The organism is Rhizobium sp. BK512, assembly GCF_014194915.1.
In the GTDB taxonomy this organism is placed as follows: domain Bacteria; phylum Pseudomonadota; class Alphaproteobacteria; order Rhizobiales; family Rhizobiaceae; genus Rhizobium.
The window spans coordinates 127,139-148,335 of the sequence record NZ_JACIAS010000006.1 but is presented as its reverse complement, the minus strand read 5'-3'; the positions used below and the strand labels follow the sequence as shown (position 1 = coordinate 148,335).

22 protein-coding genes, 1 tRNA gene and 1 pseudogene are annotated in these 21,197 nt (G+C 60.4%); 9 read left to right on the top strand and 15 right to left on the bottom strand.

Annotation, left to right across the window (positions count from 1 at the left end; genetic code table 11):
* Positions 1–172: 172 nt before the first annotated feature.
* On the top strand, positions 173–1,591 hold the full coding sequence (locus FHX06_RS21310; protein ID WP_113209194.1) for a DHA2 family efflux MFS transporter permease subunit: 1,419 nt from the start codon (positions 173–175) through the stop codon (positions 1,589–1,591).
* Here FHX06_RS21310 and FHX06_RS21305 read toward each other — a convergent pair.
* The 3 genes and pseudogenes from FHX06_RS21305 to FHX06_RS21295 form a co-directional block, all read right to left on the bottom strand.
* Positions 1,584–1,979, bottom strand: a pseudogene (locus FHX06_RS21305) (VOC family protein). The gene FHX06_RS21310 and the pseudogene FHX06_RS21305 sit on opposite strands and share 8 nt — an antisense overlap.
* 54 nt (positions 1,980–2,033) lie before the next feature.
* The gene (locus FHX06_RS21300) at positions 2,034–2,753 is read right to left on the bottom strand and encodes an RlmE family RNA methyltransferase (RefSeq protein WP_112541465.1); all 720 of its coding nucleotides are present in this window, start codon (positions 2,751–2,753) and stop codon (positions 2,034–2,036) included.
* Between the two features lie 2 nt (positions 2,754–2,755).
* On the bottom strand, positions 2,756–4,309 hold the full coding sequence (locus FHX06_RS21295; protein WP_113211419.1) for a Ppx/GppA phosphatase family protein: 1,554 nt from the start codon (positions 4,307–4,309) through the stop codon (positions 2,756–2,758).
* Positions 4,310–4,555: 246 nt separating this feature from the next.
* On the opposite strand from FHX06_RS21295, the gene FHX06_RS21290 reads away from it, so the two are divergent.
* The 3 genes from FHX06_RS21290 to FHX06_RS21280 all read left to right on the top strand — a co-directional run bounded on the left by FHX06_RS21290 (position 4,556) and on the right by FHX06_RS21280 (position 6,226).
* A tRNA-Gln gene (locus tag FHX06_RS21290) sits at positions 4,556–4,629 on the top strand.
* A gap of 134 nt (positions 4,630–4,763) precedes the next feature.
* On the top strand, positions 4,764–5,321 hold the full coding sequence (locus FHX06_RS21285) for a hypothetical protein (protein ID WP_183880761.1): 558 nt from the start codon (positions 4,764–4,766) through the stop codon (positions 5,319–5,321).
* Positions 5,322–5,578: 257 nt separating this feature from the next.
* Complete coding sequence (locus FHX06_RS21280) at positions 5,579–6,226, top strand: hypothetical protein (protein WP_113211417.1); 648 nt, start codon at positions 5,579–5,581, stop codon at positions 6,224–6,226.
* Positions 6,227–6,257: 31 nt separating this feature from the next.
* Here the strand turns inward: FHX06_RS21280 and FHX06_RS21275 are convergent, their stop codons facing one another.
* Genes FHX06_RS21275 through FHX06_RS21265 form a run of 3 tightly spaced genes read right to left on the bottom strand, consistent with a single transcriptional unit; the run spans position 6,258 to position 8,241 of the window.
* A complete protein-coding gene (locus tag FHX06_RS21275; protein ID WP_112969813.1) occupies positions 6,258–7,052 on the bottom strand; it encodes an anti-sigma factor family protein in 795 nt (264 codons plus the stop codon).
* The gene (locus tag FHX06_RS21270) at positions 7,053–7,655 is read right to left on the bottom strand and encodes an RNA polymerase sigma factor (protein WP_113211416.1); all 603 of its coding nucleotides are present in this window, start codon (positions 7,653–7,655) and stop codon (positions 7,053–7,055) included.
* Positions 7,656–7,704: 49 nt separating this feature from the next.
* Positions 7,705–8,241 carry a tetratricopeptide repeat protein gene (locus tag FHX06_RS21265; RefSeq protein ID WP_113211415.1) on the bottom strand — a complete coding sequence of 179 codons (537 nt, stop codon included), beginning with the start codon at positions 8,239–8,241 and terminating at the stop codon, positions 7,705–7,707.
* 174 nt (positions 8,242–8,415) lie between these two features.
* Between FHX06_RS21265 and FHX06_RS21260 the strand changes: the two genes are divergently transcribed.
* The 3 genes from FHX06_RS21260 to FHX06_RS21250 all read left to right on the top strand — a co-directional run bounded on the left by FHX06_RS21260 (position 8,416) and on the right by FHX06_RS21250 (position 11,292).
* A complete protein-coding gene (locus FHX06_RS21260; RefSeq protein WP_112541472.1) occupies positions 8,416–9,468 on the top strand; it encodes a type III polyketide synthase in 1,053 nt (350 codons plus the stop codon).
* Positions 9,465–9,968, top strand: a complete 504-nt coding sequence (locus tag FHX06_RS21255; protein ID WP_113015369.1) for an isoprenylcysteine carboxyl methyltransferase family protein — start codon at positions 9,465–9,467, stop codon at positions 9,966–9,968. The genes FHX06_RS21260 and FHX06_RS21255 overlap by 4 nt, the downstream gene beginning before the upstream one ends.
* Before the next feature lie 76 nt (positions 9,969–10,044).
* A complete protein-coding gene (locus FHX06_RS21250) occupies positions 10,045–11,292 on the top strand; it encodes an NAD(P)/FAD-dependent oxidoreductase (RefSeq protein ID WP_113211481.1) in 1,248 nt (415 codons plus the stop codon).
* On the opposite strand, the gene FHX06_RS21245 is transcribed toward FHX06_RS21250, so the two are convergent.
* The 8 genes from FHX06_RS21245 to FHX06_RS21210 all read right to left on the bottom strand — a co-directional run bounded on the left by FHX06_RS21245 (position 11,282) and on the right by FHX06_RS21210 (position 19,659).
* Entirely contained in the window at positions 11,282–11,818 is a 537-nt protein-coding gene (locus FHX06_RS21245) for a gluconokinase (RefSeq protein WP_113211414.1), read from the bottom strand. The genes FHX06_RS21250 and FHX06_RS21245 overlap by 11 nt on opposite strands.
* 42 nt (positions 11,819–11,860) lie before the next feature.
* Positions 11,861–12,703, bottom strand: a complete 843-nt coding sequence (locus FHX06_RS21240) for a dipeptide ABC transporter ATP-binding protein (protein WP_018114133.1) — start codon at positions 12,701–12,703, stop codon at positions 11,861–11,863.
* The gene (locus FHX06_RS21235) at positions 12,703–13,554 is read right to left on the bottom strand and encodes an ABC transporter ATP-binding protein (protein ID WP_113015370.1); all 852 of its coding nucleotides are present in this window, start codon (positions 13,552–13,554) and stop codon (positions 12,703–12,705) included. The genes FHX06_RS21240 and FHX06_RS21235 overlap by 1 nt, the downstream gene beginning before the upstream one ends.
* 1 nt (position 13,555) lies before the next feature.
* Complete coding sequence (locus FHX06_RS21230) at positions 13,556–14,446, bottom strand: ABC transporter permease subunit (RefSeq protein WP_112541477.1); 891 nt, start codon at positions 14,444–14,446, stop codon at positions 13,556–13,558.
* Between the two features lie 9 nt (positions 14,447–14,455).
* Complete coding sequence (locus FHX06_RS21225) at positions 14,456–15,460, bottom strand: ABC transporter permease subunit (protein WP_113211413.1); 1,005 nt, start codon at positions 15,458–15,460, stop codon at positions 14,456–14,458.
* 86 nt (positions 15,461–15,546) lie between these two features.
* On the bottom strand, positions 15,547–17,142 hold the full coding sequence (locus FHX06_RS21220) for an ABC transporter substrate-binding protein (protein WP_018115076.1): 1,596 nt from the start codon (positions 17,140–17,142) through the stop codon (positions 15,547–15,549).
* 349 nt (positions 17,143–17,491) lie between these two features.
* The gene (gene rirA / locus FHX06_RS21215; RefSeq protein WP_018115077.1) at positions 17,492–17,965 is read right to left on the bottom strand and encodes an iron-responsive transcriptional regulator RirA; all 474 of its coding nucleotides are present in this window, start codon (positions 17,963–17,965) and stop codon (positions 17,492–17,494) included.
* 197 nt (positions 17,966–18,162) lie between these two features.
* The gene (locus FHX06_RS21210; RefSeq protein WP_113015372.1) at positions 18,163–19,659 is read right to left on the bottom strand and encodes a CoA-acylating methylmalonate-semialdehyde dehydrogenase; all 1,497 of its coding nucleotides are present in this window, start codon (positions 19,657–19,659) and stop codon (positions 18,163–18,165) included.
* A 171-nt stretch (positions 19,660–19,830) separates the two neighbouring features.
* Between FHX06_RS21210 and FHX06_RS21205 the strand changes: the two genes are divergently transcribed.
* Both FHX06_RS21205 and FHX06_RS21200 read left to right on the top strand, forming a co-directional pair.
* Positions 19,831–20,145, top strand: coding sequence for a putative quinol monooxygenase (locus FHX06_RS21205; protein ID WP_029616457.1), 315 nt, complete (start codon positions 19,831–19,833; stop codon positions 20,143–20,145).
* Positions 20,142–21,023 carry a LysR family transcriptional regulator gene (locus tag FHX06_RS21200; protein WP_113211412.1) on the top strand — a complete coding sequence of 294 codons (882 nt, stop codon included), beginning with the start codon at positions 20,142–20,144 and terminating at the stop codon, positions 21,021–21,023. Before FHX06_RS21205 ends, FHX06_RS21200 begins: the two co-directional genes overlap by 4 nt.
* On the opposite strand, the gene FHX06_RS35660 is transcribed toward FHX06_RS21200, so the two are convergent.
* A complete protein-coding gene (locus FHX06_RS35660) occupies positions 20,971–21,195 on the bottom strand; it encodes a hypothetical protein (RefSeq protein ID WP_112541483.1) in 225 nt (74 codons plus the stop codon). The two genes, FHX06_RS21200 and FHX06_RS35660, sit on opposite strands and share 53 nt — an antisense overlap.
* Between the last annotated feature and the right edge of the window lie 2 nt (positions 21,196–21,197).

The following is a 21,197-nucleotide window of genomic DNA, read 5'->3' as shown; positions in this document are numbered from 1 at the left end:
GCCGGGTAAGCATATGTCAATCTTGAGAGATGAAAGTGTCGAGCAAGTCGTCTCACGCAGTCGTGATCCAAACGTGTCACCGGGATCGATTGTGGGATTGGCAGAGCCCCTATCTGGGACTACACAGCACGGGCCTCCCAAGCCCCATCCGCATCCATCAAGGCATTCGCCTATGAACCGCATCGTCCCCCTGATCCTCGCCGTTGCCCTCTTCATGGAACAGATGGACTCGACAGTAATCGCGACGGCCTTGCCGGCGATTGCGGCCGATCTGCATGTCGGACCAATTACCCTGAAGCTGGCGCTTACCTCCTACATGGTGGCGCTTGCGGTGTTCATTCCGATCAGCGGCTGGATGGCGGATCGCTTCGGCGCCAAGAAAATCTTCCGGCTGGCGATCTGCGTCTTCGTCGTCGGCTCGATCTTCTGCGCCTTCTCTTCGAGCCTCGTCGAATTCGTCTTCGCACGCTTCCTGCAGGGCATGGGAGGCGCGATGATGACGCCTGTCGGACGCCTCGTGCTGGTGCGGACGACGCAGAAAAGCGAACTGGTCTCGGCCATGGCGCTGTTGACGATCCCGGCCCTTGTCGGTCCGCTTGCCGGCCCGCCGCTCGGCGGCTTCATCACCACCTATTTCAGCTGGCACTGGATCTTCCTGATCAACGTGCCTGTCGGCGTCATCGGCGTATGGCTGGCGACGATCTTCCTGCCGGAAATAGAAGCGACGGCTCCGCCGAAGCTCGATTTCAACGGCTTCATCCTGACCAGCCTTGCGGCCGCCGGCGTCGTCTTTGGCCTGTCGGTCGTCAGCCTTCCGGCCCTGCCGCCGATCATCGGCATCTCGGCCACGGCAATCGGCATTATCTGCGGCGTGCTCTATGTGCGCCATGCCCGGCGCTATCCGACGCCGATCCTTGACCTCAAACTATTCAAGAATTCGACCTTCCGCGCCTCGACGAGCGGCGGAACTCTGTTTCGCATCTGCGTCGGCGCCATGCCGTTTCTGACGCCGCTGATGCTGCAGCTCGGATTTGGCCTGACGCCCTTTCAATCGGGCCTTATTACATTTGCCGGCGCGATCGGCGCCATCACCACGAAGTTCATCGCGCGCCGCGTCTACAAGGCTATCGGCTTCCGCACCACGCTTCTGTGCGCCGGCGCCGTCACCACGGTCGTGACGGCCGTGACCGGCCTCTTCACGCCGGAGACATCGCATCTCGTCATCATCGGCGTGCTGCTGGTCGGCGGCTTTTCCCGTTCCTTCATGTTTACCGGTGTCAATGCGCTGGCCTTTGCGGATATCGACGATGCGCAGGCGAGCCAGGCGACATCCATGGCCTCGGTGATGCAGCAGATCAGCCTGGCGCTCGGCGTTGCCCTCGCCGCCTCGATCCTGGAAACCTCGATCTATTTCCGCGGCGCCGAACTGCAGGTCATCGATTTCCACATCGCCTTCTTTGTCATCGCCGGCCTGACCGTCATCGCAACCATCCCCTTTGCCCGCATGGCGAAGGACGCGGGGGCTTCCGTTTCCGGCCACCGCGCCAAGCGCGTGCCGCCGACGATCAACGCCGAACAGGCCGTCAAATAAAGGGCGGTACTTCGGCTTTTTCACAGACGGCGCACAGCTTGTTGCCGTCGAGATCCCGGACATAGGCCGCGTAGAAATGCGCATGATAAGAGCGCAGCCCCGGCTTGCCTTCGTCGATAGCGCCAGTGGCCATTGCCGCCGCATGGAAGGCATCCACCGCCGCTCGCGTCTCCGCCTCGAAAGCCACCATGGAGCCATTGCCGTTCGTCGCGCGGCGCCGGTTGAAGGGAGTTACCACCCAGAAGCGGCAGCGCGTGTCGCCATCGGCGGCATAGCCGATCTCCTCCTCCGAATTGCGCAGGCGCCGGAAGCCCAGCACCGGCAGACGGCATCATAGAAATGCGGCGCGGTAGAGATCGTTGGTGCCGAATGTAACGTAGAGAAGCATGGGATCGTTCGTATCCAGTCCTGGGAAATCATCATCGCAGGACTGGCGCAATGATCAAGCGTCCTCAGGCTCCGCCTCGGCCTTGCGGCCTTTGAAACCCTTCGCCAGCAGGAACATCTCGACCGATTCGGCACGAGATGACGCAGGCTTGACGTGCACGACCTGGCGGAAATGCTGCTTCAGCATGGCGAGCAGATCGCGCTCGGTGCCGCCCTGGAAGGTTTTGGCGAGGAAGTGCCCGCCCTCCCCAAGCACCTCGACGGCAAAGTGCGCTGCGACCTCACAAAGGTGCATGGTGCGCAGGTGATCGGTGCGGTGATGGCCGGTCGTGGGTGCCGCCATGTCAGAGAGCACCAGATCCGGCGTACCGCCAACGGCTTCCATCAGCTTTTCCGGGGCTGTCGGATCAAGGAAGTCGAGCTGCAGTACCGTGACGCCGGGAAGCTGCGTCATTTCCAGAAAGTCGATTGCGGCGACGCGGATATCCTCATCCGTCGATCCGGTCACTTTTGCGGCGATCTGCGACCAACTGCCGGGAGCGGCCCCGAGGTCGATGATGCGCCTTGCGCCCTTCAGGATGTTGTATTTCTCATCGATCTCCAGCAGCTTGAAGGCCGCGCGGGCGCGATAGCCTTCCAGCTGGGCGCGCTGCACATAGGGATCGTTGATATGGCGCTCCAGCCACTGGCGTGAGGAGGCCTTGAGCTTCTTCTTCTTAACGCGTTGGCCGAGCTTGCGGCCGGTGCGGCTTCCCGCAATCGTTGGCTTGGTCATGCCTACCCCTTGTTTCCCCGCTGGCCGCGGCGGTTGCGATGGCGCCGCCACACGCCGTCATCCGCCATCATGTCGGTGAGCAGGCCTTCCCTCAAGCCGCGATCGGCAACACGCATGCGCGGGCTAGGCCAACGACGGCGGATCGCCTCCAGGATGGCGCAGCCGGCAAGCACCAGATCGGCGCGATCAGGCCCGATGCAGGGATTGGCAGCGCGGCTTTCGAAATTCCAGGAGAGAAGCTTCGCCTGCATGGCGGAAACCTCATCATCGGACAGCCATATGCCATCGACCTTGCGGCGGTCGTAACGCGGCAGGTCGAGATGCACGCCGGCGAGTGTCGTCACCGTGCCCGAAGTGCCGATCAGATGGAAATCGCCATCTTCGGCAATCTCGATCTCGGGGCAATCGAAACTCGACAGCATGCCCGCAACCTCGCTCACCATGCCCTCGAAAACATCGGGCGTCACATCGCGGCCACCGTGCCGTTCCGAGAGGGTGACGACGCCGACGGGCAGTGAGGTCCAGTGGGTGATGTGATTGGCAAGGCGGGCGAAGCGGTTATCGCCGATGCGGATGACGGCAATCTCCGAGGAACCGCCGCCGATATCAAAGAGGACGACGGAGCGCGTCTCGCGGCCGACCAGAGAGGAGCAGCCGGAAACGGCAAGCCGCGCCTCGGTTTCGCGATCGATGATCTCGAGCTCCAGTCCGGTCTCGACTACAACGCGCTGCAGGAACTCCTCGCCGTTGGCCGCCTGGCGGCAGGCCTCGGTAGCAATCAGCCGCATACGGCGGATGTCGCGGTTCCGGAGCTTGGAGGCGCAGATTCTGAGCGCATCGACGGCCCTTTCCATCGCCTCGTCGGACAGCCTGCCGCTGGCGGCAAGCCCTTCGCCAAGGCGCACGATACGGGAAAAGGCATCCACGACGCGGAACTGGCCCGGGCGCGTCGGCTGGGCGATCAGCAAGCGGCAATTGTTGGTGCCGAGATCGAGCGCAGCATAGAGTTCGTCCGGCCAGGGATGTTCACCCCCTGCCCGCCCCTCTTCATGACCTGGATGACGGTCCCTGCGATTCGCCGCTTCACCATCGCGCATCTCGCGCGGCAGAGGGCGCGACGGCGCTTCAGCGCGATGTTCGGGCCTAGCGGACGGCGTCGGCTGCACGGGAGCGAGCGGCCTACCCTGCAGGCCGCGCTTGCTGCGATGCTTGCGTCGGTTACGCCGGCTGGAGGACGAATCACCATCCGGCCGCGGACCGTGGCCTTGACTGACGGCCTGAACCACAGGCTGCGGCTGGACGACAGTATCGGATTGGGATGCGCCACGCCCACCACGACGACGGCGTTTCCGCTTGCGGGCCGGGCTTTCGGCGTCTTCCTTCGGGCGCGCTGCCTCCCCGGCGTGGCCGGAGAGATCATGCGAAGCGGGATGAGCGGCGCCGCGGGATTGCCCGCCACGCTTGCCCTTGCGACGCCTGGACTTTTTGCTGTCCTTGCGCCCTGCCGCCGACGCCCCGTCAAATTGCGGCTTGGCGCCGCCTTCGGGGTCTTCCACGTTCGTTTTCCATCGCGCCGCGCAAGTCCAGAAAGGTATGCAGCAGGCGCTCATTCGATTTTTGCGTTGGCGCGAAGATATCAGCGAGTGGCGAAATCACCAAATTCTTTTTGATTCCGGATTTTAACCGCCTGATTTTCACCCGCCGTGGAGGGATCGAATTTTTTCAAAACGGGTATTTGCATTCGGCGTCGTTTTGGTTATAAGCGCCGCACAGCAGCCAAGCCATGCTTCGGCAGCGCCTGCTGGGGAATAGTTCAATGGTAGAACGACGGACTCTGACTCCGTTAATCTTGGTTCGAGTCCAGGTTCCCCAGCCAAATTTTCTCTCCCGCTAAACTCTGCGATCTTCAGTTCATATCTTTTCTGCGCCCAATCTTGCGCCAACGGCAGTAGCAAAGCCTCAACCTTCCGCCGTTAGAATCACCCCAGCTCCCTGGAGACGATTCGAGCCATGAAGACCTTTTCTGCGATATTGCTGGCGGCACTTCTCCTTCCGGTCACCGCCCGAAGCGAGACGACCCAGAGCGAGACAGAATGGATGGGCGAGGCGCGACAGTGGTCAGTCGGGTTCGTCGGTGAGAAACCATCTTATTGCCGGCTGGTCTGGAACAACGAGCTCGGCAAGACGGTCGAATTCCGCCAGAGCCTCGATAGTGCCATGTGGCTGGTTTCGAAGGATGGCTGGGATATTCCCGAGGGCACGACGACCAAGGTGACTCTCATCGGCTATTCCGGCACCAAGGCTGTTGCGGCCGAAGCCTTCGACAGCAAAACGCTTCGCATCCTGCCGGCAACCGAGAAGACGGGCGTGGCTCAGATCAAGAAGGTCCTGAAGAATTCCTTTGTCGGCACGCCGGATATGGAGCTGGATTTTGCCGGAAATGAAGAGCCTTGGGTGGTGCCTTTCTCGCGGTTGCAACAGATGTATACGACCTACGTCAACTGCCTGAACCGCCTCGTCCCGGTCAATCAGGCCAGCCAGGTTTCGGACAAGACACAGCCGTTCTAGAGTGCGTTGCGATCACGCGGATTCGCTTGCCAGGCTTTACCTCCTCATCTCTCCCCGCAAAAACCTCCTCATCTCTCCCCGCAAAACCGCCGAACACTTTTGCGCGATATGCTTTCGATGCCCGCGTTCTGCGTCGCCACGCCGCAGCAGCGCGCCACAAATTCGGCCTGCGCCACAATGATCCTCACGGTCGTGCCCGCCGCATTTCGTTCGTGCGGACAGTTGGATTGGTGTTCTTCCCATCTCAGGAGGCCCTTATGCAAAGGCTTCGTATCGCATTTCTCATGAGCGCCGCGGCAATCGCCGCCGCGCTTACCGGCCCGGCTGTGGCCGAGAGCCTCGATCACAAATCACCCGATACCCATGTCCTCGTCGTGCGATTACCCGATGGTTCGCTCGAGCGCATTCGCTACGCCGGTGACCGACCGCCGCAAATCCGGTTCGACAGTGAGCCGGATTCGGGCCTTTTCGATCCTTTCTGGCCTTCCGCTCCCTTTGCCGATCTGGACCGAATATCCGCGGCCATGGACCGCCAGGCTGCCGCGATGATGCAACAGGCAGACAGCATGATGCGGACATCGCCGGGCAATCAGACTGATGTCGACCTCAATGGGCTGCCGGCCGGCATGCAGGGCTATTCGATGGTTTCGACGATGTCCGGCAACGGCGTCTGCACCCGCAGCGTCCGTTACTTCGGCGGCGCTGACGGCAAACCGCATGTCGAGAGCAGCACGTCCGGAAATTGCTCGGCCGGCAAGGCAACGGGCGCACCCTTGCCCGCCAAGGCGCCGCGACCGACCCTGAAGCCGAAAACCTCTGGTGTCATCGAGGTCAACGCTCGGCCGCCGGAATCGGATGGCGGCGCATCACGGGCAAATCTTCTGCTTGCCAGCACGGCGAATTGACGAATGACGGCCAGAAGCCGTCAGCTGCTCGTCAGACGGAGATCTTGCTCCGTACCGCATCGGCGATCTCGGTCATGCGGTCGACAGGTGCGTGGCCAATGAGCATGAAGGCATGGGTGGCGTTCGCCCAATAGACGACATTCATGCCCTTGCGGCCTTCGATATCGGGGGCCTTCGGGCCGCCGTCGGAGGCGACGATGCAGAGCGCCATTGGGCCGGTCTCGGGATCCAGATAGGCGATCTGGGCGAGCGGCTTGCCATCATATTGCAGGATCTGGGCGCGCTTGAAATCGATATCCGGCAGGGCGACCTGCTCCGGCGAGAGTTGCAGGCCGAGATTGCCGTCCAGACTGGCGAGCTGCGCTGCCTGCACATCTCTGGCCGGAACGGGACCGGCGAGCGTTTGAGGCGTATAGAGCGAGATATATTCGGCAACGACGGCGCGCCATTCGCTGTTTTCATCCTTGCGCGAGAAACTTGCTCCGACACCGATCATGGCGCGATCGACGGCGACGCCGGCAACGACCGACGCGGCAAGCGCGCCGAGAAAGCCTCGACGGCTCACGAAGGCAGCCGGCCTTGCAGGTCGGGCGGCGGGAATGGCTGATAACATGGCTACGAGCCTTGCCCGCGGAGCAGCATCGAGCAGCGGCGCAAAGGCTTGCTTGTAAGGCAGGCTTGCCCGCGCCAGGAATTCCAGCCGTTCGACGACAGCCTCGTCTTTCTCGACCATGGCCTCGATCCGGGCAGCTTCTTCAGGCCCAAGTTCACCGTCGATGAAGGCGGTCAGTTCCTCGTCGGAGGGCATTGAGTGCTTCGTGTTCATTCAAATCCCCCCTGCCGGTACGGCCTCGGAAAGCTTCGCGCGGGCAGCTGCCAGCCGGCTCATCACGGTGCCGATCGGAACATCGAGTATGGCGGCGACCTCGCGGTAGGAAAGCCCTTCCACATAGGCGAGGAAAACCGCCGAACGCTGCGCCTCGGGCAGCGCGTTCACCTGTTTCAAAACCTGGTTCGCCATGACATGCGTTTCGGTGTCGCGGGCGCCGTCAAAGGTGAGCGCCTCGTCGGCATCGACGAACCCTTGACCCTGGCGCACGCGACGGGCGCGGATTTCATTCAGCCAGATCGAATGCAGGATCGAAAACAGCCAGCGGTCGAGCCTTGTGCCTGCTACGAACTGATCGACCCGCTCCAGTGCGCGAACACAGGTTGCCTGCACGAGATCGTCAGCCACGTCGCGCTGATGTGAAAGGACGAAACCATAGCGCCACAGACGGTCGAGATGTTCCGCCAGGCCGCTCCTGATATCCGCTTCGCTCGCGATGGTCGCCTCCGCGCTGACTGGCTGTTTCAGAACCGCCGGTCGGACCGGCGATTCTGTTCTGGCGCGACTATAGGCAGGAAATGTGGTATGTGCGACCGACATCCGGAAATACCCTTCAATCAACCTTGCCTCTCTCCTGCCTCGCGCAAGCTCAGATCTTCGACGGATCGATGATGGCAGCGTTGAGGTCCCGATACTCCTCGCATCCGGTGCCGCAGATCGCCTTGATTGTCGTCAGTTGCTCCTTGGCGAGGTCGAGCTCACCCTTGATGACATAGGCTTCGCCGAGATATTCGCGGACCTTGGCATATTGAGGATCGAGCTTCACCGACTGCAGATAGTAGGAGATGCCCTCGTCCGTGCGGCCGAGCTTGCGGGTGGCATAACCGCGATAGTTCAGCCATTCGGCGTTGTTTTTGTCCTGGACCGTGTCGAGCATGGCGAGCGCTTCTTCATAGCGGCCGGCCTTGGCGAGCGAGTAGGCGTAATCGGTACGGTTGTCGTCCGTTACGTTGGCGCTCTGCTGCTTGACGCATTTCTTTGCCTTCTTGTCGTAGATCTCGCCCTTCTTGCAGACCGGCATGGTGCTGCTGTCGTCTCCGATCGCGAAGACGGGGCCGGAGAAGACAGAAGCGGCAATGCAGCTGCCGAGCACGAGGGAAGCAATGCGGACAGTCTTGGTCGTCATGGGATAACTCCTCGGAAAATGACGTTGCGAGGAGTGAACACCGCTGCCAGCAGCTTTATTCGGCCGTCTCCAGAATTTTTCGGATCACTGCTTCGTGAAATGCATCAAGTCGAATAAACTCGCCAGCCGGCGTGTTTTCCGCTTGTTCCGCCGGGAACGACCAAGGAGAATATTGTGTCGCAATCCGTTAGACTCTTAAGTCTTGTCACCGCAGTTCCAGACCATATCATCCCGCAGAGCCAGGCTGCCGAGGCCTCGGCCCGCCTGTTTGCCGACCGCTTCAAGGAATTCCGTCACCTCGCGCGCGTCTTCGAGAATGCCGGCATCGCAAAGCGTCATGCCGCCCGCCCCCTCTCCTGGTTCGAAGAGACGCATGGCTGGCAAGACAGGATGGAAGCCTATGAAGAGGTCGCCGGTGCGCTGTTCGTTGCAACGGCAAAGCGCGCGCTTGATCAGGCCGGGCTAACCGTCGATCAGGTCGATTGCGTGGTGACGGTCTCCTCCACTGGCATTACTACACCCAGTCTCGATGCACGGCTCGCCGGCCGGCTCGGGTTTCGCGCGGATATCGAGCGCGTGCCTGTCTTCGGTCTCGGCTGCGCTGCCGGCGTTTCCGGTTTCGGCATCGCCTCGCGGCTGGCGCGCAGCCGCCCGGGTGCCGTCGTGCTCTTCGTCGCCATCGAGCTTTGCACGCTCGCCTTCCGTCTGGACGAGCTGACCAAACCGAACATCATCGCCACAGCGCTTTTCGGCGATGGGGCTGCAGCCTGCGTGCTGCGATCGGGCGAAGGCGGCGTGGCGGAAGTGGAATCGGCCGGCGATCACCTGTTTCCCGATACGCTCGATATCATGGGCTGGAAGATCGACGATACCGGGCTCGGCATCCTGCTGGCGCAGGGACTACCGCCTTTCGCAGAAAAGGAACTCGGCCCGGCAATCGATGGCATTCTGGCGCGCAGCGGGCTAAAGCGCGGCGATATCGACCGTTTCATCTGTCACCCCGGCGGCACCAAGGTGCTGACTGCGATGGAGAGCACGCTTTCGATGGCGCCCGATACGCTCGACATCGAGCGTTCAGTGCTTGCAGATTACGGCAACATGTCCTCGCCGACAGTGCTCTTCGTTCTGGAGCGCGCTATCAACAAAGGCCTGCCTGACCGGGCAGCGATGATCGCCATGGGACCAGGATTTACAGCAAGCTGCGTAACATTGCGGAGGGTCGCATGATGTGGCCTTCCATCGCTCTCCTGACCTTCGTGACCGCCCAGAGGCTCTTCGAACTCGTCATAGCGCGCCGAAACACGATGGCACTCTTTGCAAGGGGAGCGCGCGAGATCGCGCCCGACCATTACCCCTATATGGTGGCGCTCCATACGGGCTGGCTCGTTGGGCTCTGGATGCTGGCGGCGGGACAGCCGATCCAGCTCTTCTGGTTCTGTGTTTTCATGCTGCTGCAGGTGCTGCGGCTATGGGTGCTGGCGACGCTCCGGGAGCGTTGGACAACGCGCATCATCATCCTGCCTGGCGCCCCGCTCGTCGAAGGCGGCCCCTACCGCTTCTTCAAACACCCGAACTACATGATCGTGACAGGCGAGATCGCAGCCCTGCCTCTTGCCTTCGGCATGCCGTTTTATGCGCTGGTCTTTTCACTCCTCAATGCCGCCATCCTGACGGTGCGCATCAGGGCTGAAAATGCCGCACTGAAAAGCGCAATGATTTTGAAATGAAATGCGATTTTTCGTTTGCGCCGCCGCATCGAGATGGGCATTTTAGCTCTCAAAATGCAGTGGAATGCAGGCGAAAATGACCAAAAACGCAATCGTGCTCGGCGCTGGTATCGTCGGGGTTTCGACGGCCATTCATCTTCAACGCCGCGGTCGGCAGGTGACGCTCATCGACCGCAGGGAGCCGGGTCACGAAACCTCCTTCGGCAATGCCGGCCTGATCCAGCGTGAAGGGGTCATGCCCTACGGTTTTCCCCAGCAGCTCGGGCTGCTGCTGCGCTATGCGCTGAACAACCGCATCGATGCGCATTATCACCTGAAGGCACTGCCGAGCCAGCTCGCCTTCCTCGCCCGCTACTGGTGGAACTCCAATCCGAAGCGGCACGAGATGATTACCAAGGCCTATGCGCCGCTGATCGAGAATTCGATCATCGAGCACAAGGACCTGATCGAGGCGTCGCATGCCGAGGCTCTGATCCGCAGGGACGGCTGGATGAAGATCTTCCGCACCGAGGCCAAGCGCGATGAGGCCTTCGTGGAAGCTGCGGGCTGGAAGGATCAGTTCGGTGTCAGCTACGAGAGCCTGACATCTGCCGATATTGCCCGGCTGGAGCCGAGCATCACCGGGAATTTCGTTGGCGGTTTGCGCTGGGTCGATCCCTGGTCGGTTCTCGATCCGCATGCGCTGACACGCGCCTATCGCAGTTACTTCGAAAGCCTCGGCGGCCGGTTCCTGACCGGCGATGCGGCATCGCTCGGGCCGGGCGGGTCCGGCTGGAAGATCATGACGTCAGAGGGCTCGCTGGAGGCCGATGATGCCGTACTGGCGCTCGGTCCCTGGGCAGCCGTCGCAACGCGCCGTCTCGGCTATTCCTTCCCGCTCGGCGTCAAGCGCGGCTATCACATGCACTACGGTGTGCAGGGCAATGCTGTGCTCAACAACTGGACGCTCGATTCTGAGCGCGGCTACTTCCTGGCCCCGATGAACCGTGGCGTGCGCCTGACGACGGGGGCCGAATTCGCAACGCTGGAGGCACCGAAAACACCGGTGCAGCTCGACCGGGCCGAAGCCGTGGCGCGGACGATATTTCCGTTGGGTGAGAGGCTGGATCCGGAACCGTGGATGGGTGCGCGGCCCTGCACGCCTGACATGATGCCCATCATCGGCAAGGCACCGCGCCATCAGGGCCTGTGGTTTGCCTTCGGCCACGCCCATCATGGGCTGACACTCGGGCCGGTGACGGGACGCGTGCTGGCGGAACTGATGACCGGAGAGACGCCGTTCATCAATATCGCGGCCTATTCGCCCAATCGTTTCAACCCGTAACGCCAAGAGCGGCGAGAGCCTGCAGGGCCTTCGCCGCTATATCCTCGATCGTATCGTCGATATCGACGGTCACGACACCCTTTTCGCCTGTCGGCGCTTCCAGTGTCTGCAGCTGGCTTTCCAGCAACGACGTCGGCATGAAGTGGCCCTTGCGGTGCGCCATACGATCCGTCAGCAGTTCTTTCGAGCCTTCGAGATAGACGAAATAAAGGTTGTCGCCAGCTGCCGCCCGCAAACGGTCGCGGTAGATACGCTTCAGCGCAGAGCAGGAGACGATGATGCCTTCGCCCTTGGCAAGCGATGCGTTCATCGTCTCGCCGATACGGTCGAGCCAAGGCATCCGGTCCTCGTCGGTCAGCGGAATACCCTTCGACATTTTCTCGACATTGGAAGCGGGATGCAGCGCGTCGCCCTCGACGAACGGCAGGCCGAGGCCTGCCGCTATCTTTTCGCCGATCGAGGATTTGCCGGAACCGCTGACCCCCATGACGATGATTGCATGGAGGGTTCCGTTATTCTCGGTCATCGCTGATCTCGCTCATCGTCGCTGCGTGGAATGCCTACGGGATTATGAAGCCGCAGGCAACGCAGCATTCTTGCGTGCAAGACGCGCCCTGATCGTTTCGACATCCGCGCGCGGCGTCGCTGCAAACAAGGTCTTGGTATAGTTGTGCTGCGGGTCGCTGAACACCTGATCCCGCGTGCCGTATTCGACCGCCTCGCCGAAATACATCACCATCACTTCGTCCGCCATGTAGCGCACGACCGAAAGGTCATGGCTGATGAAGACATAGGTGAGGTTCAGCTCGTCCTGCAAGTCGGCGAGCAGGTTCAGCACCTGTGCCTGCACCGACAGGTCGAGTGCGGAAACCGGTTCATCGAGAACCAATAGCCGCGGCTTCAGCATCAGTGCGCGGGCAATGGCGATACGCTGGCGCTGGCCGCCCGAGAACATGTGCGGATAACGATTGAAGTGGACGTCCTGCAGGCCGACCTTCTTCAGCATCGCCATCGCCAGGTCGCGGCGTTCGGCCGCCGGCGTATTGGTGTTGATGAGCAGCGGTTCCATCAGGATATCGCCGATCTTCTTGCGCGGGTTCAGCGATCCGTAGGGATTCTGGAAGACGATCTGGACCTTGCGGCGGATTTCCGGCGTCAGGTCGCCCTTGAAGATATCGACCTTCTTGCCGTCGATCATGAGATCGCCCGAGGTTGCCGGGTCGATCATCGTGACGATACGGGCGAGCGTCGACTTGCCGCAACCACTTTCGCCGACGATTGCCAGCGTCTTGCCCTGCTCGACGGAGAAGCTCACGCCCTTGACGGCATGGACCGTTCTCGCCTTCTTGAACATGCCGCCTGGCAGGTAATAGTCGCGAACGATGTTCTTTGCTTCGAGGACTGGCGTCATCAGGCCGCTCCCTCCACAGTGTTGTTCGGATTGAAAAGTTCGCCGATGGTCGGCAGCCGGTCGCCCGTCGCATTGTCGGGAAGTGCTGCAAGCAGGGCCCGCGTGTAATCGCTCTTCGGGGATTCGAAGAGCGAGAGAACATCGGCCTCTTCCATCTTGCGGCCCTTGTACTGAACGATCACCCGGTCGGCCGTTTCGGCAACCACGCCCATATTGTGGGTGATCATGATCAGGCCCATGCGATGTTCCGTCTGCAGGCGCATCAGCAGATCGAGGATCTGCTTCTGGATGGTCACGTCGAGCGCAGTGGTCGGCTCGTCGGCGATCAGAAGCTTCGGGTTGCAGGCGATCGCAATGGCGATCATGACACGCTGGCACTGGCCGCCCGACATCTGGTGCGGGAAGTGGCCGAGCCGCTCTTCCGGATCGGGAATGCCGACGGCCTGGAAAAGCTCGATCGCGCGCTTGCGGCGGGCCGCCTTGTCGAGGCCGAGATGGATTCTCAGCACTTCCTCGATCTGGAAGCCGACCGTGAAGCAGGGATTGAGGCTGGCGATCGGCTCCTGGAAGATCATCGACATATCCTTGCCGATGATCTCGCGCCGCTTGGCGCCGGACATGCCGAGCAGGTTCTGGCCGTCAAAGAGCATCTTGTCGGCCGTCACCTTTGCCGTCCAGGGCAGAAGGCCCATGGCAGCCAGCATCGAGACGGACTTGCCCGAGCCGGATTCGCCGACGATCGCCAGAACTTCGCCGGCATCGACCTTCAGCGAGACGCCGTCGACGGCGCGGAAAGGCCCGGTCGAGGTCTGGAATTCGACGACGAGATTTTCGATTTCGAGAAGCGCCATCTCAGGACCTCTTCATCTTGGGATCGAGCGCATCACGCAGGCCATCGCCCATCAGGTTGATGGCGATAACGGTGATCAGGATGGCGAGACCCGGAAATGTTACGACCCACCAGGCGCGCGAAATGAACTCGCGGGCTTCGGCAAGCATCGTGCCCCATTCGGGTGTCGGCGGCTGGGCGCCCTGCCCGAGGAAGCCAAGGGCGGCGGCATCGAGGATCGCCGCGGAGAAGGCAAGCGTTGCCTGGACGATCAGCGGTCCCAGGCAGTTCGGCAGGATCGTCTTGAACATCAGCCGGAACGTGCCGGCGCCGGCGACGCGGGAGGCGACCACATATTCCTTTTCACGCTCGGCCATGACGGCAGCGCGCGTCAGGCGCACGAAATGCGGCTGGTTGACGATCGAGATCGCGATCATGGCATTGAGCAGGCCAGGCCCGAGAACCGCAACGAGCACGAGGGCCAGAAGCAGCGACGGGAAGGCCAGGATGATATCCATGAGGCGCATGATGACGATATCGACGCGACCACGGAAATAACCGGCAACGAGGCCGATCAGAACGCCAGCAACCACCGACAGCGTGACGACCACGACGCCGATGAACAGCGAGAAGCGTGCGCCGAAGATCAGACGCGACAGGATATCGCGGCCGACGGCATCCGTGCCGAGCGGATAGGAGAAGCTGCCACCATCCATCCAGAAAGGGACGGAGAGCAGGAGCTGGCGGTTCTGCTCGTTCGGCGCATGCGGGGAGACGAGCGGTGCGAAGATCGCCAGCAGAAGGATGATGAGGAAAACGAAGAGGCCGATGACGGCGCCCTTGTTTCGCGAGAAGTAGTACCAGAATTCCGTGAGGCCGGAGGGCTGGTCGGATTTTGCAGTAACCGTGCTCATGAACCGCTCCTAGTGCCTGATACGCGGATTGATGAAGCCGTAGGCCAGGTCGACGATCAGGTTCACCAGCATGATGATGCCGGCGATCAAGAGGAGACCACCCTGGACGACTGCATAGTCGCGTTTGAAGACAGCATCGACCATCCACTTGCCGATACCCGGCCAGGAGAAGATCGTTTCCGTCAGAATGGCGCCTGCGAGCAGCACGCCAACCTGCAGGCCGATCGTGGTGATAACAGGGATCATGGCGTTTCTGAGTGCATGAACACCGACGACACGGAGCGGCGCGAGACCCTTGGAGCGGGCCGTGCGCACATAATCCTCGCCGAGCACTTCGAGCATGGCCGAGCGGGTCTGGCGGGCGATCACCGCAAGCGGGATCGTGGCAAGCACCACGGTCGGCAGAATGAGATAGCTGACGGCCGAGGTGAAGGCGCCCTTCTGGCCGGACAGAAGACTGTCGATCAACATAAAACCGGTAACCGGCTTGAAGAAATACATCAGCGAGATGCGGCCGGAGACCGGCGTCCAGCCAAGATAGCCGGAGAAGAAGATGATGAGCAGCAGGCCCCACCAGAAGATCGGCATGGAATAGCCGATGAGGGCAACACCCATTACACCCTGGTCGAACCATGTGCCGCGTTTGACGGCCGCAAAGACACCCGCCGGCACGCCGAGAAGGACGGCCACCAGGATGGCGCAGAGCGACAGCTCGAGCGTTGCCGGGAAAAGCGTGAAGAACTCGCCGAGTACAGGGCGCTTGGTGACGATCGAGGTGCCGAGATCGCCATGCAGCACTTTTCCGAGATAGTCGAAATACTGCGCATACATGGGCCGGTCGAAACCGAGATCGTGCATGATCTGTGCATGACGTTCGGGTGCCATGACACGTTCGCCCGACAATAGCATGACGGGGTCGCCAGGAAGCAGGCGGATGAACGAGAAGGCAATGAGCGAAACGCCTAGGAAGGTCGGTATCAGGACTGCGAGGCGCCCGATGAAAAATCGCAACATAGCAGGTTGTCCAATAGTTTCCGGCGGTCAGGTAGAACCTGACCGCCGGTCAAGCCCGGTTTTTGCCGGGCAGTTTATCATTTTTCTTATTCGGCGATATCAACGCCGTCGAAGCGGTGAATGCCGAGCGGGTCCATGAAGAAGCCCGACACCTTCTTGCTGACCGGTACGAAGACCAGCGAGTGGTCGAGTGCTGCCCAGGGAGCTTCCTTCTTGAAGATCACCTGTGCTTCTTCGTAGAGCTTCGTACGCTCAGCAACGTCAGCCGTCTGCTTGGCCTTGGTCATCAGAGCGTCGTAGTCCTTGTTGCACCACTGAGCGCGGTTGTTGCCGCCGACAGCGTCGCAGCCGAGCAGCGTGTCCATGAAGTTGTCCGGGTCGCCGTTGTCGCCGGTCCAGCCGAGGATGACGGCGCCATCGCGCTTCACATCGGAGGAGAGCTTCAGATATTCAGCCCATTCATGGGTGACGATCTCGACGTTGACGCCGATCTTGGCAAAGTCGGCCTGCATCAGTTCGGCGGCGCGGCGAGCGTTCAGCATGTACGGACGCGAAACCGGCATTGCCCAGATCTTCATCGACAGATCCTTGACGCCAGCGGCTTCGAGAGCCTTCTTGGCACCGTCCGGATCGTACTTGTCGTCCTCGACCTTGTCGTTATAGGACCACATGGTCGGCGGGATCGGGTTCTTGGCAACCTGAGCTGCGCCCTGGAAGACGGCGTCGATGATCGCCTGCTTGTTGATCGCCATGTTCAGCGCGCGGCGAACTTCCGGCTTGTCGAACGGAGCCTGCTGGGTGTTGTAGGCGAGGAAGCCGACGTTCAGGCCCGGCTGTTCCATAACCGTCAGGTTCGTGTCCTTCTTCAGCTCGGCAACGTCGGCTGCATTCGGATACGGGATCAGGTGGCATTCGCCGGCCTTGAGCTTCTGGGCGCGAACAGCAGCGTCGGGGGTGATCGCGAAAACGAGATCGTCGATCTTTTCCTTGCCCTTGAAATAGGCTTCGTTGGCCTTGTAGCGGATAACGGCATCCGGCTGATAGGCGACGAAGGTGAAGGCGCCCGTGCCGACCGGCTGCTGGTTGAACTGGGCCATCTTGCCGTCAGCAGCAAGCTTGTCGGCATATTCCTTGGAAACGATGGAAGCGAAGTCCATCGCGAGGTCGGCCAGGAACGGCGCTTCCGGATGGTTCAGCGTGAACTTGACCGTCAGGTCGTCAACCTTCTCGACCGACTTGATGAGGTCGGGGAAGCCCATGCCGGCAGCGTATTCGTAGGAACCGCCTTCGACATACTTGTTCCACGGATTGTCGGACTTGATCTGGCGCTCGAAGGAGAAGACGATGTCGTCAGCGGTCAGATCACGCGACGGGGTGAAGAAATCGGTCGTCTGGAACTTCACGCCAGGATGCAGCTTGAACGTATATTCCTTGCCATCCGGGGAAACCGTCCAGCTGTCGGCGACGCCAGGCTCGATCTCCGTACCACCGTGCTTGAATTCAACGAGGCGGCTGTAAACCGTGCGCGAAGACGCGTCGAAGGTCGTGCCCGCCGTGTAGAGGCTCGGATCGAAGCCTTCCGGCGATCCTTCGGAGCAGTAGACAAGCGTCTTGGAATACGCGGCGGTGGCCATGACCGAAGCCAGGGCTGTCGCTGCGAGCAGGACAGAGAACTTTTTCATGATGTCGTTTCCCAGGTTTGTTCTTTTTTGATCTTTAGAGATCGGGAGCTCATTACCCCGATCAACGGGCCGATGGAACGATATTTATTTGCTGAAAGCAACGGCATCCGCAGAAAATTTTTCCAGAAAAGTAATTTTAGAAATTTTCGGTCAAAAATAGGCCAAAATTTGCAAGATTGAGGCAGATTTCATCCGATTCCCGTCGCTTTTGGTATAATTTCGCGTCGCGAAACGGCTTTGAAAGCGGTTTCAAGCTGACCTGATATATCACTACTCCGTGAGCGCCAACAAAAAACCACGGCCATCGAAAGCGACCGTGGTTCATGAGGCAATCGGAATAATTCTGATATCAGGCAGCTGGTGCCGGAACAGCCGGTTTGCGCAGATCACCGGTGAGGCCAAGCAGAAAACCGATCTGCGGCCGCGCCTTGACCAGATCGTCAATCGAATATTCGGTCAACACGTCGAAGAAAGCATTCAGCGCCTTGCGCAGCGCAGAGTTGAGGCCGCAACTGTCCACCAGAGGGCATTCGATGGCACCATCCTCAAAGCATTCCGCCATGGCGAAACTGTCTTCGGTGACCTTCACGACATCGAAAAGGCTGATATCAGTCGCTGGCCTGCCAAGGCGCACGCCGCCGTTGCGGCCGCGCACGGTTTCGACCAGGCCCGCCTTGTTGAGAGGCTGGAGGATCTTGAACAGGAAGAGTTCGGAAACACCATATGCCCTGGCAATCTCCGGGATCCGGCTCAACTGTCCTTCATTGGCTGCACAATACATCAACATGCGAACCGCATAGTTGGTCTGCTTCGTCAACCGCATGCCAATCTCCTGAATCGTCTTTGCAAGGGGTATATAGTGGCATTCGCAGTTTTGAACAATTCCAAAATATGAAATTCACATTCAGCTTAACTGAGGCCGATTGCCGCTGGCTTCAGCCTTGTGAAAACCGCGAAACTACAATCAAAGAAAAAGAGGGCCTTTCGGCCCTCAATTTCTGATTTCAGGTCTCTTTAGCCTTACTTCATCGTCGGCATGACGAATTCGGCGTCGCCCTTGATACCCGAGGGCCAGCGCGCGGTGATAGTCTTGGTCCGGGTCCAGAACTTGATGGAATCCGTACCATGCTGGTTGAGGTCGCCGAAGCTCGAAGCCTTCCAGCCGCCGAAGGAATGGTAGGCGAGCGGCACCGGGATCGGAACGTTGATGCCGATCATGCCAATATTGATGCGGGAGGCGAAGTCGCGGGCCGCATCGCCGTCACGCGTGAAGATCGCAACGCCGTTGCCGTATTCATGCTTCATCGGCAGGGACAGCGCTTCTTCATAGTTATGGGCGCGGACGACCGAAAGGACCGGTCCGAAGATCTCGGTCTTGTAGATGTCCATCTCGGGCGTGACGTGGTCGAACAGGCAGCCGCCGACAAAATAGCCGTCTTCATAACCCTGAAGCTTGAAATCGCGGCCGTCGACGACGAGCTTGGCGCCTTCTTCGATGCCCTTGCTGATCAGGCCCTGGATGCGGTTGTAGGCATCCTTGGTGATGACGGGACCCATGTCGGCCTTGTCGTCGGTGTAAGGGCCGATGCGCAGGGACTCGATCTTCGGCACCAGCTTTTCAACGAGGCGGTTGGCGGTTTCCTCACCGACCGGGACGGCAACGGAGACGGCCATGCAGCGCTCGCCGGCCGAACCGTAGCCGGCGCCCATCAGGGCGTTGACGGCCTGGTCCATATCGGCATCGGGCATGATGATCATGTGGTTCTTGGCACCGCCGAAGCACTGGGCGCGCTTGCCGTTCGATGCAGCCGTTCCATAGACGTAACGGGCGATCGGCGTGGAGCCGACGAAAGAGACGGCACCAATATCGGGATCAGTGAGGATCGCATCAACGGCAGTCTTGTCGCCGTTGACCACGTTGAGGATGCCAGCCGGCAGACCAGCCTCGATCATCAGTTCGGCAAGGCGGATCGGCAGAGAGGGATCGCGCTCGGAGGGCTTCAGGATGAAGGCATTGCCGCAGGCGATCGCCGGAGCAAACATCCACATCGGGATCATGCCCGGAAAGTTGAAGGGCGTGATGCCCGCGCCAATGCCGACCGGCTGGCGGATCGAATACATGTCGATCGCAGGACCGGCACCTTCGGTGAACTCACCCTTGGCAAGATGCGGGATGCCGCAGACGAATTCACAGACTTCGAGGCCGCGGATCACATCGCCTTTGGAATCCTCGACCGTCTTGCCGTGCTCGCTGGAGAGCAGCGTCGCAAGCTCGTCCATGTGCTGGTTCAGGAGATCGACGAACTTGAAGAAGACGCGTGCACGACGCTGCGGGTTGGTGGCAGCCCATTTCGGCTGCGCGGCCTTGGCGTTTGCAACCGCAGCGCGCAGTTCCTCGACGCTTGCGAGCGCCACCTTTGCCTGCACTTCGCCGGTCGCCGGATTGAAGACGTCGCTGGTTCGGCCGCTGGTGCCGGCAACCTTCTTGCCGCCAATGAAATGACCAATCTCACGCATGGGTGTTTCTCCTGATCTTTTGGATGCCACAACAATCGCACTTCAATTTTCACAAATCAATGCGCTATAATAAGCAACCGTTGTGCGTAGATTATAGCTCTGCGGCTGCAGTGAGCGCTACTGCTACAAACTGGCACCACATAGGAACAAGTCAAAGGGAAGATCGAACCGATGAGGGAGAAGCCTATTGTCAGAATGGCGGAGCTGGAGATCGATCCAAATACGATCGAAACCTACCGGGCGCTGCTGATCGAGGAAATCGAGGCATCAGTCGCACTGGAAGACGGTGTCCTTTCTCTGAATGCCGTCTCCATCAAGGATCATCCGAACAAAATCCGTATCCTTGAAGTCTACGCCGACCGGGACGCATACGAGGCTCATCTGCAGACACCGCATTTCCTCAAATACAAGAAGGAGACATCAGGCATGGTGACATCGCTGACGCTGATCGACGTCGATCCGATTGCGATGCGCTCAAAACCATGAACTGGGATGACGTACGAATTTTCCTGGCCGTCGCCCGCACCGGACAAATCCTTGCGGCATCGAAGCGGCTGGGGCTCAATCACGCTACGCTCTCGCGCAGGCTGACATCGCTGGAAGAGGCGTTGAAGACACGACTTTTCATCCGCCGCACAAATGGGTGCGAGTTGACCGCAGAAGGCGACATATTCCTTGCCTCGGCAGAACGGATGGAGACGGAAATGCTCGCCGCGCAAGCCAATCTCGGCCACACCGATACGGCCATTGCGGGGACAGTACGCGTCGGCGCACCTGACGGGTTCGGTGTTTCTTTTCTTGCGCCACGCATGGGCAGGCTGATCGAGCGCCATCCGGCACTGAAGATCCAGCTGGTGCCGGTGCCGCGCTCCTTTTCGCTGTCTCAACGCGAAGCGGATATCGCCATCACGCTGGAACGACCGGAACAGGGCCGGCTGGTTTCCTCCAAGCTTACCGATTACACGCTTGGGCTCTACGCATCGGCGGAGTATCTGACGCAACACAAAAAGCCCGGCGATATCGATGACCTGAAAGCGCATCCGCGCATCGGCTACGTCGAAGACCTGATCTTCACTGCCTCGCTGAATTTCTCCGGCGAAGTGATGCGCAGCTGGGATGCCGGGTTCGAGATCTCGACGGCGATCGGCCAGACGGAGGCCGTGCGCTCCGGTGCGGGTATTGGCATTCTGCACGACTATATCGCCCGGCAATATGAGGAACTGGTCCGCATCCTGCCGCAGGTTTCCATTCGCCGCGCCTATTGGACGACCTATCACGAAAGCGCACGCGATCTGGTGCGCGTGCGCAGCGTCATCGACTTCCTGCAGGAACTCGTCGACGAGGAAAGGCAAATCTTCCTTTAAAGCCTTTTCTGGTTCGAAGATGCTTCGCCGGTTCCTCGTTCTCATCTGGATTGGGAAGCGGCGTTTCATCCGGCAACCGGTCAGGCTCCGGCTCCTTGATCGGCGGCACCGGTTTCCAACCTGGTGAAGGCATCGGCGGTTGGTCAGGAATGGGTTCGTTCGGGACGGACATGG

What these genes read in the sequence shown, in the direction of transcription:
- FHX06_RS21265 (WP_113211415.1), bottom strand. Translation starts at nt 8,241, where the DNA reads ATGACGACCAAGACTGTCCGCATTGCTTCCCTCGTGCTCGGCAGCTGC.
- FHX06_RS21200 (WP_113211412.1), top strand. Translation starts at nt 20,142, where the DNA reads ATGAACTGGGATGACGTACGAATTTTCCTGGCCGTCGCCCGCACCGGA.
- FHX06_RS35660 (WP_112541483.1), bottom strand. Translation starts at nt 21,195, where the DNA reads ATGTCCGTCCCGAACGAACCCATTCCTGACCAACCGCCGATGCCTTCA.
- FHX06_RS21250 (WP_113211481.1), top strand. Translation starts at nt 10,045, where the DNA reads ATGACCAAAAACGCAATCGTGCTCGGCGCTGGTATCGTCGGGGTTTCG.
- rirA (WP_018115077.1), bottom strand. Translation starts at nt 17,965, where the DNA reads ATGCGGTTGACGAAGCAGACCAACTATGCGGTTCGCATGTTGATGTAT.
- FHX06_RS21280 (WP_113211417.1), top strand. Translation starts at nt 5,579, where the DNA reads ATGCAAAGGCTTCGTATCGCATTTCTCATGAGCGCCGCGGCAATCGCC.
- FHX06_RS21285 (WP_183880761.1), top strand. Translation starts at nt 4,764, where the DNA reads ATGAAGACCTTTTCTGCGATATTGCTGGCGGCACTTCTCCTTCCGGTC.
- FHX06_RS21255 (WP_113015369.1), top strand. Translation starts at nt 9,465, where the DNA reads ATGATGTGGCCTTCCATCGCTCTCCTGACCTTCGTGACCGCCCAGAGG.
- FHX06_RS21245 (WP_113211414.1), bottom strand. Translation starts at nt 11,818, where the DNA reads ATGACCGAGAATAACGGAACCCTCCATGCAATCATCGTCATGGGGGTC.
- FHX06_RS21205 (WP_029616457.1), top strand. Translation starts at nt 19,831, where the DNA reads ATGAGGGAGAAGCCTATTGTCAGAATGGCGGAGCTGGAGATCGATCCA.
- FHX06_RS21240 (WP_018114133.1), bottom strand. Translation starts at nt 12,703, where the DNA reads ATGACGCCAGTCCTCGAAGCAAAGAACATCGTTCGCGACTATTACCTG.
- FHX06_RS21230 (WP_112541477.1), bottom strand. Translation starts at nt 14,446, where the DNA reads ATGAGCACGGTTACTGCAAAATCCGACCAGCCCTCCGGCCTCACGGAA.
- FHX06_RS21235 (WP_113015370.1), bottom strand. Translation starts at nt 13,554, where the DNA reads ATGGCGCTTCTCGAAATCGAAAATCTCGTCGTCGAATTCCAGACCTCG.
- FHX06_RS21275 (WP_112969813.1), bottom strand. Translation starts at nt 7,052, where the DNA reads ATGAACACGAAGCACTCAATGCCCTCCGACGAGGAACTGACCGCCTTC.
- FHX06_RS21220 (WP_018115076.1), bottom strand. Translation starts at nt 17,142, where the DNA reads ATGAAAAAGTTCTCTGTCCTGCTCGCAGCGACAGCCCTGGCTTCGGTC.
- FHX06_RS21210 (WP_113015372.1), bottom strand. Translation starts at nt 19,659, where the DNA reads ATGCGTGAGATTGGTCATTTCATTGGCGGCAAGAAGGTTGCCGGCACC.
- FHX06_RS21270 (WP_113211416.1), bottom strand. Translation starts at nt 7,655, where the DNA reads ATGTCGGTCGCACATACCACATTTCCTGCCTATAGTCGCGCCAGAACA.
- FHX06_RS21225 (WP_113211413.1), bottom strand. Translation starts at nt 15,460, where the DNA reads ATGTTGCGATTTTTCATCGGGCGCCTCGCAGTCCTGATACCGACCTTC.
- FHX06_RS21300 (WP_112541465.1), bottom strand. Translation starts at nt 2,753, where the DNA reads ATGACCAAGCCAACGATTGCGGGAAGCCGCACCGGCCGCAAGCTCGGC.
- FHX06_RS21310 (WP_113209194.1), top strand. Translation starts at nt 173, where the DNA reads ATGAACCGCATCGTCCCCCTGATCCTCGCCGTTGCCCTCTTCATGGAA.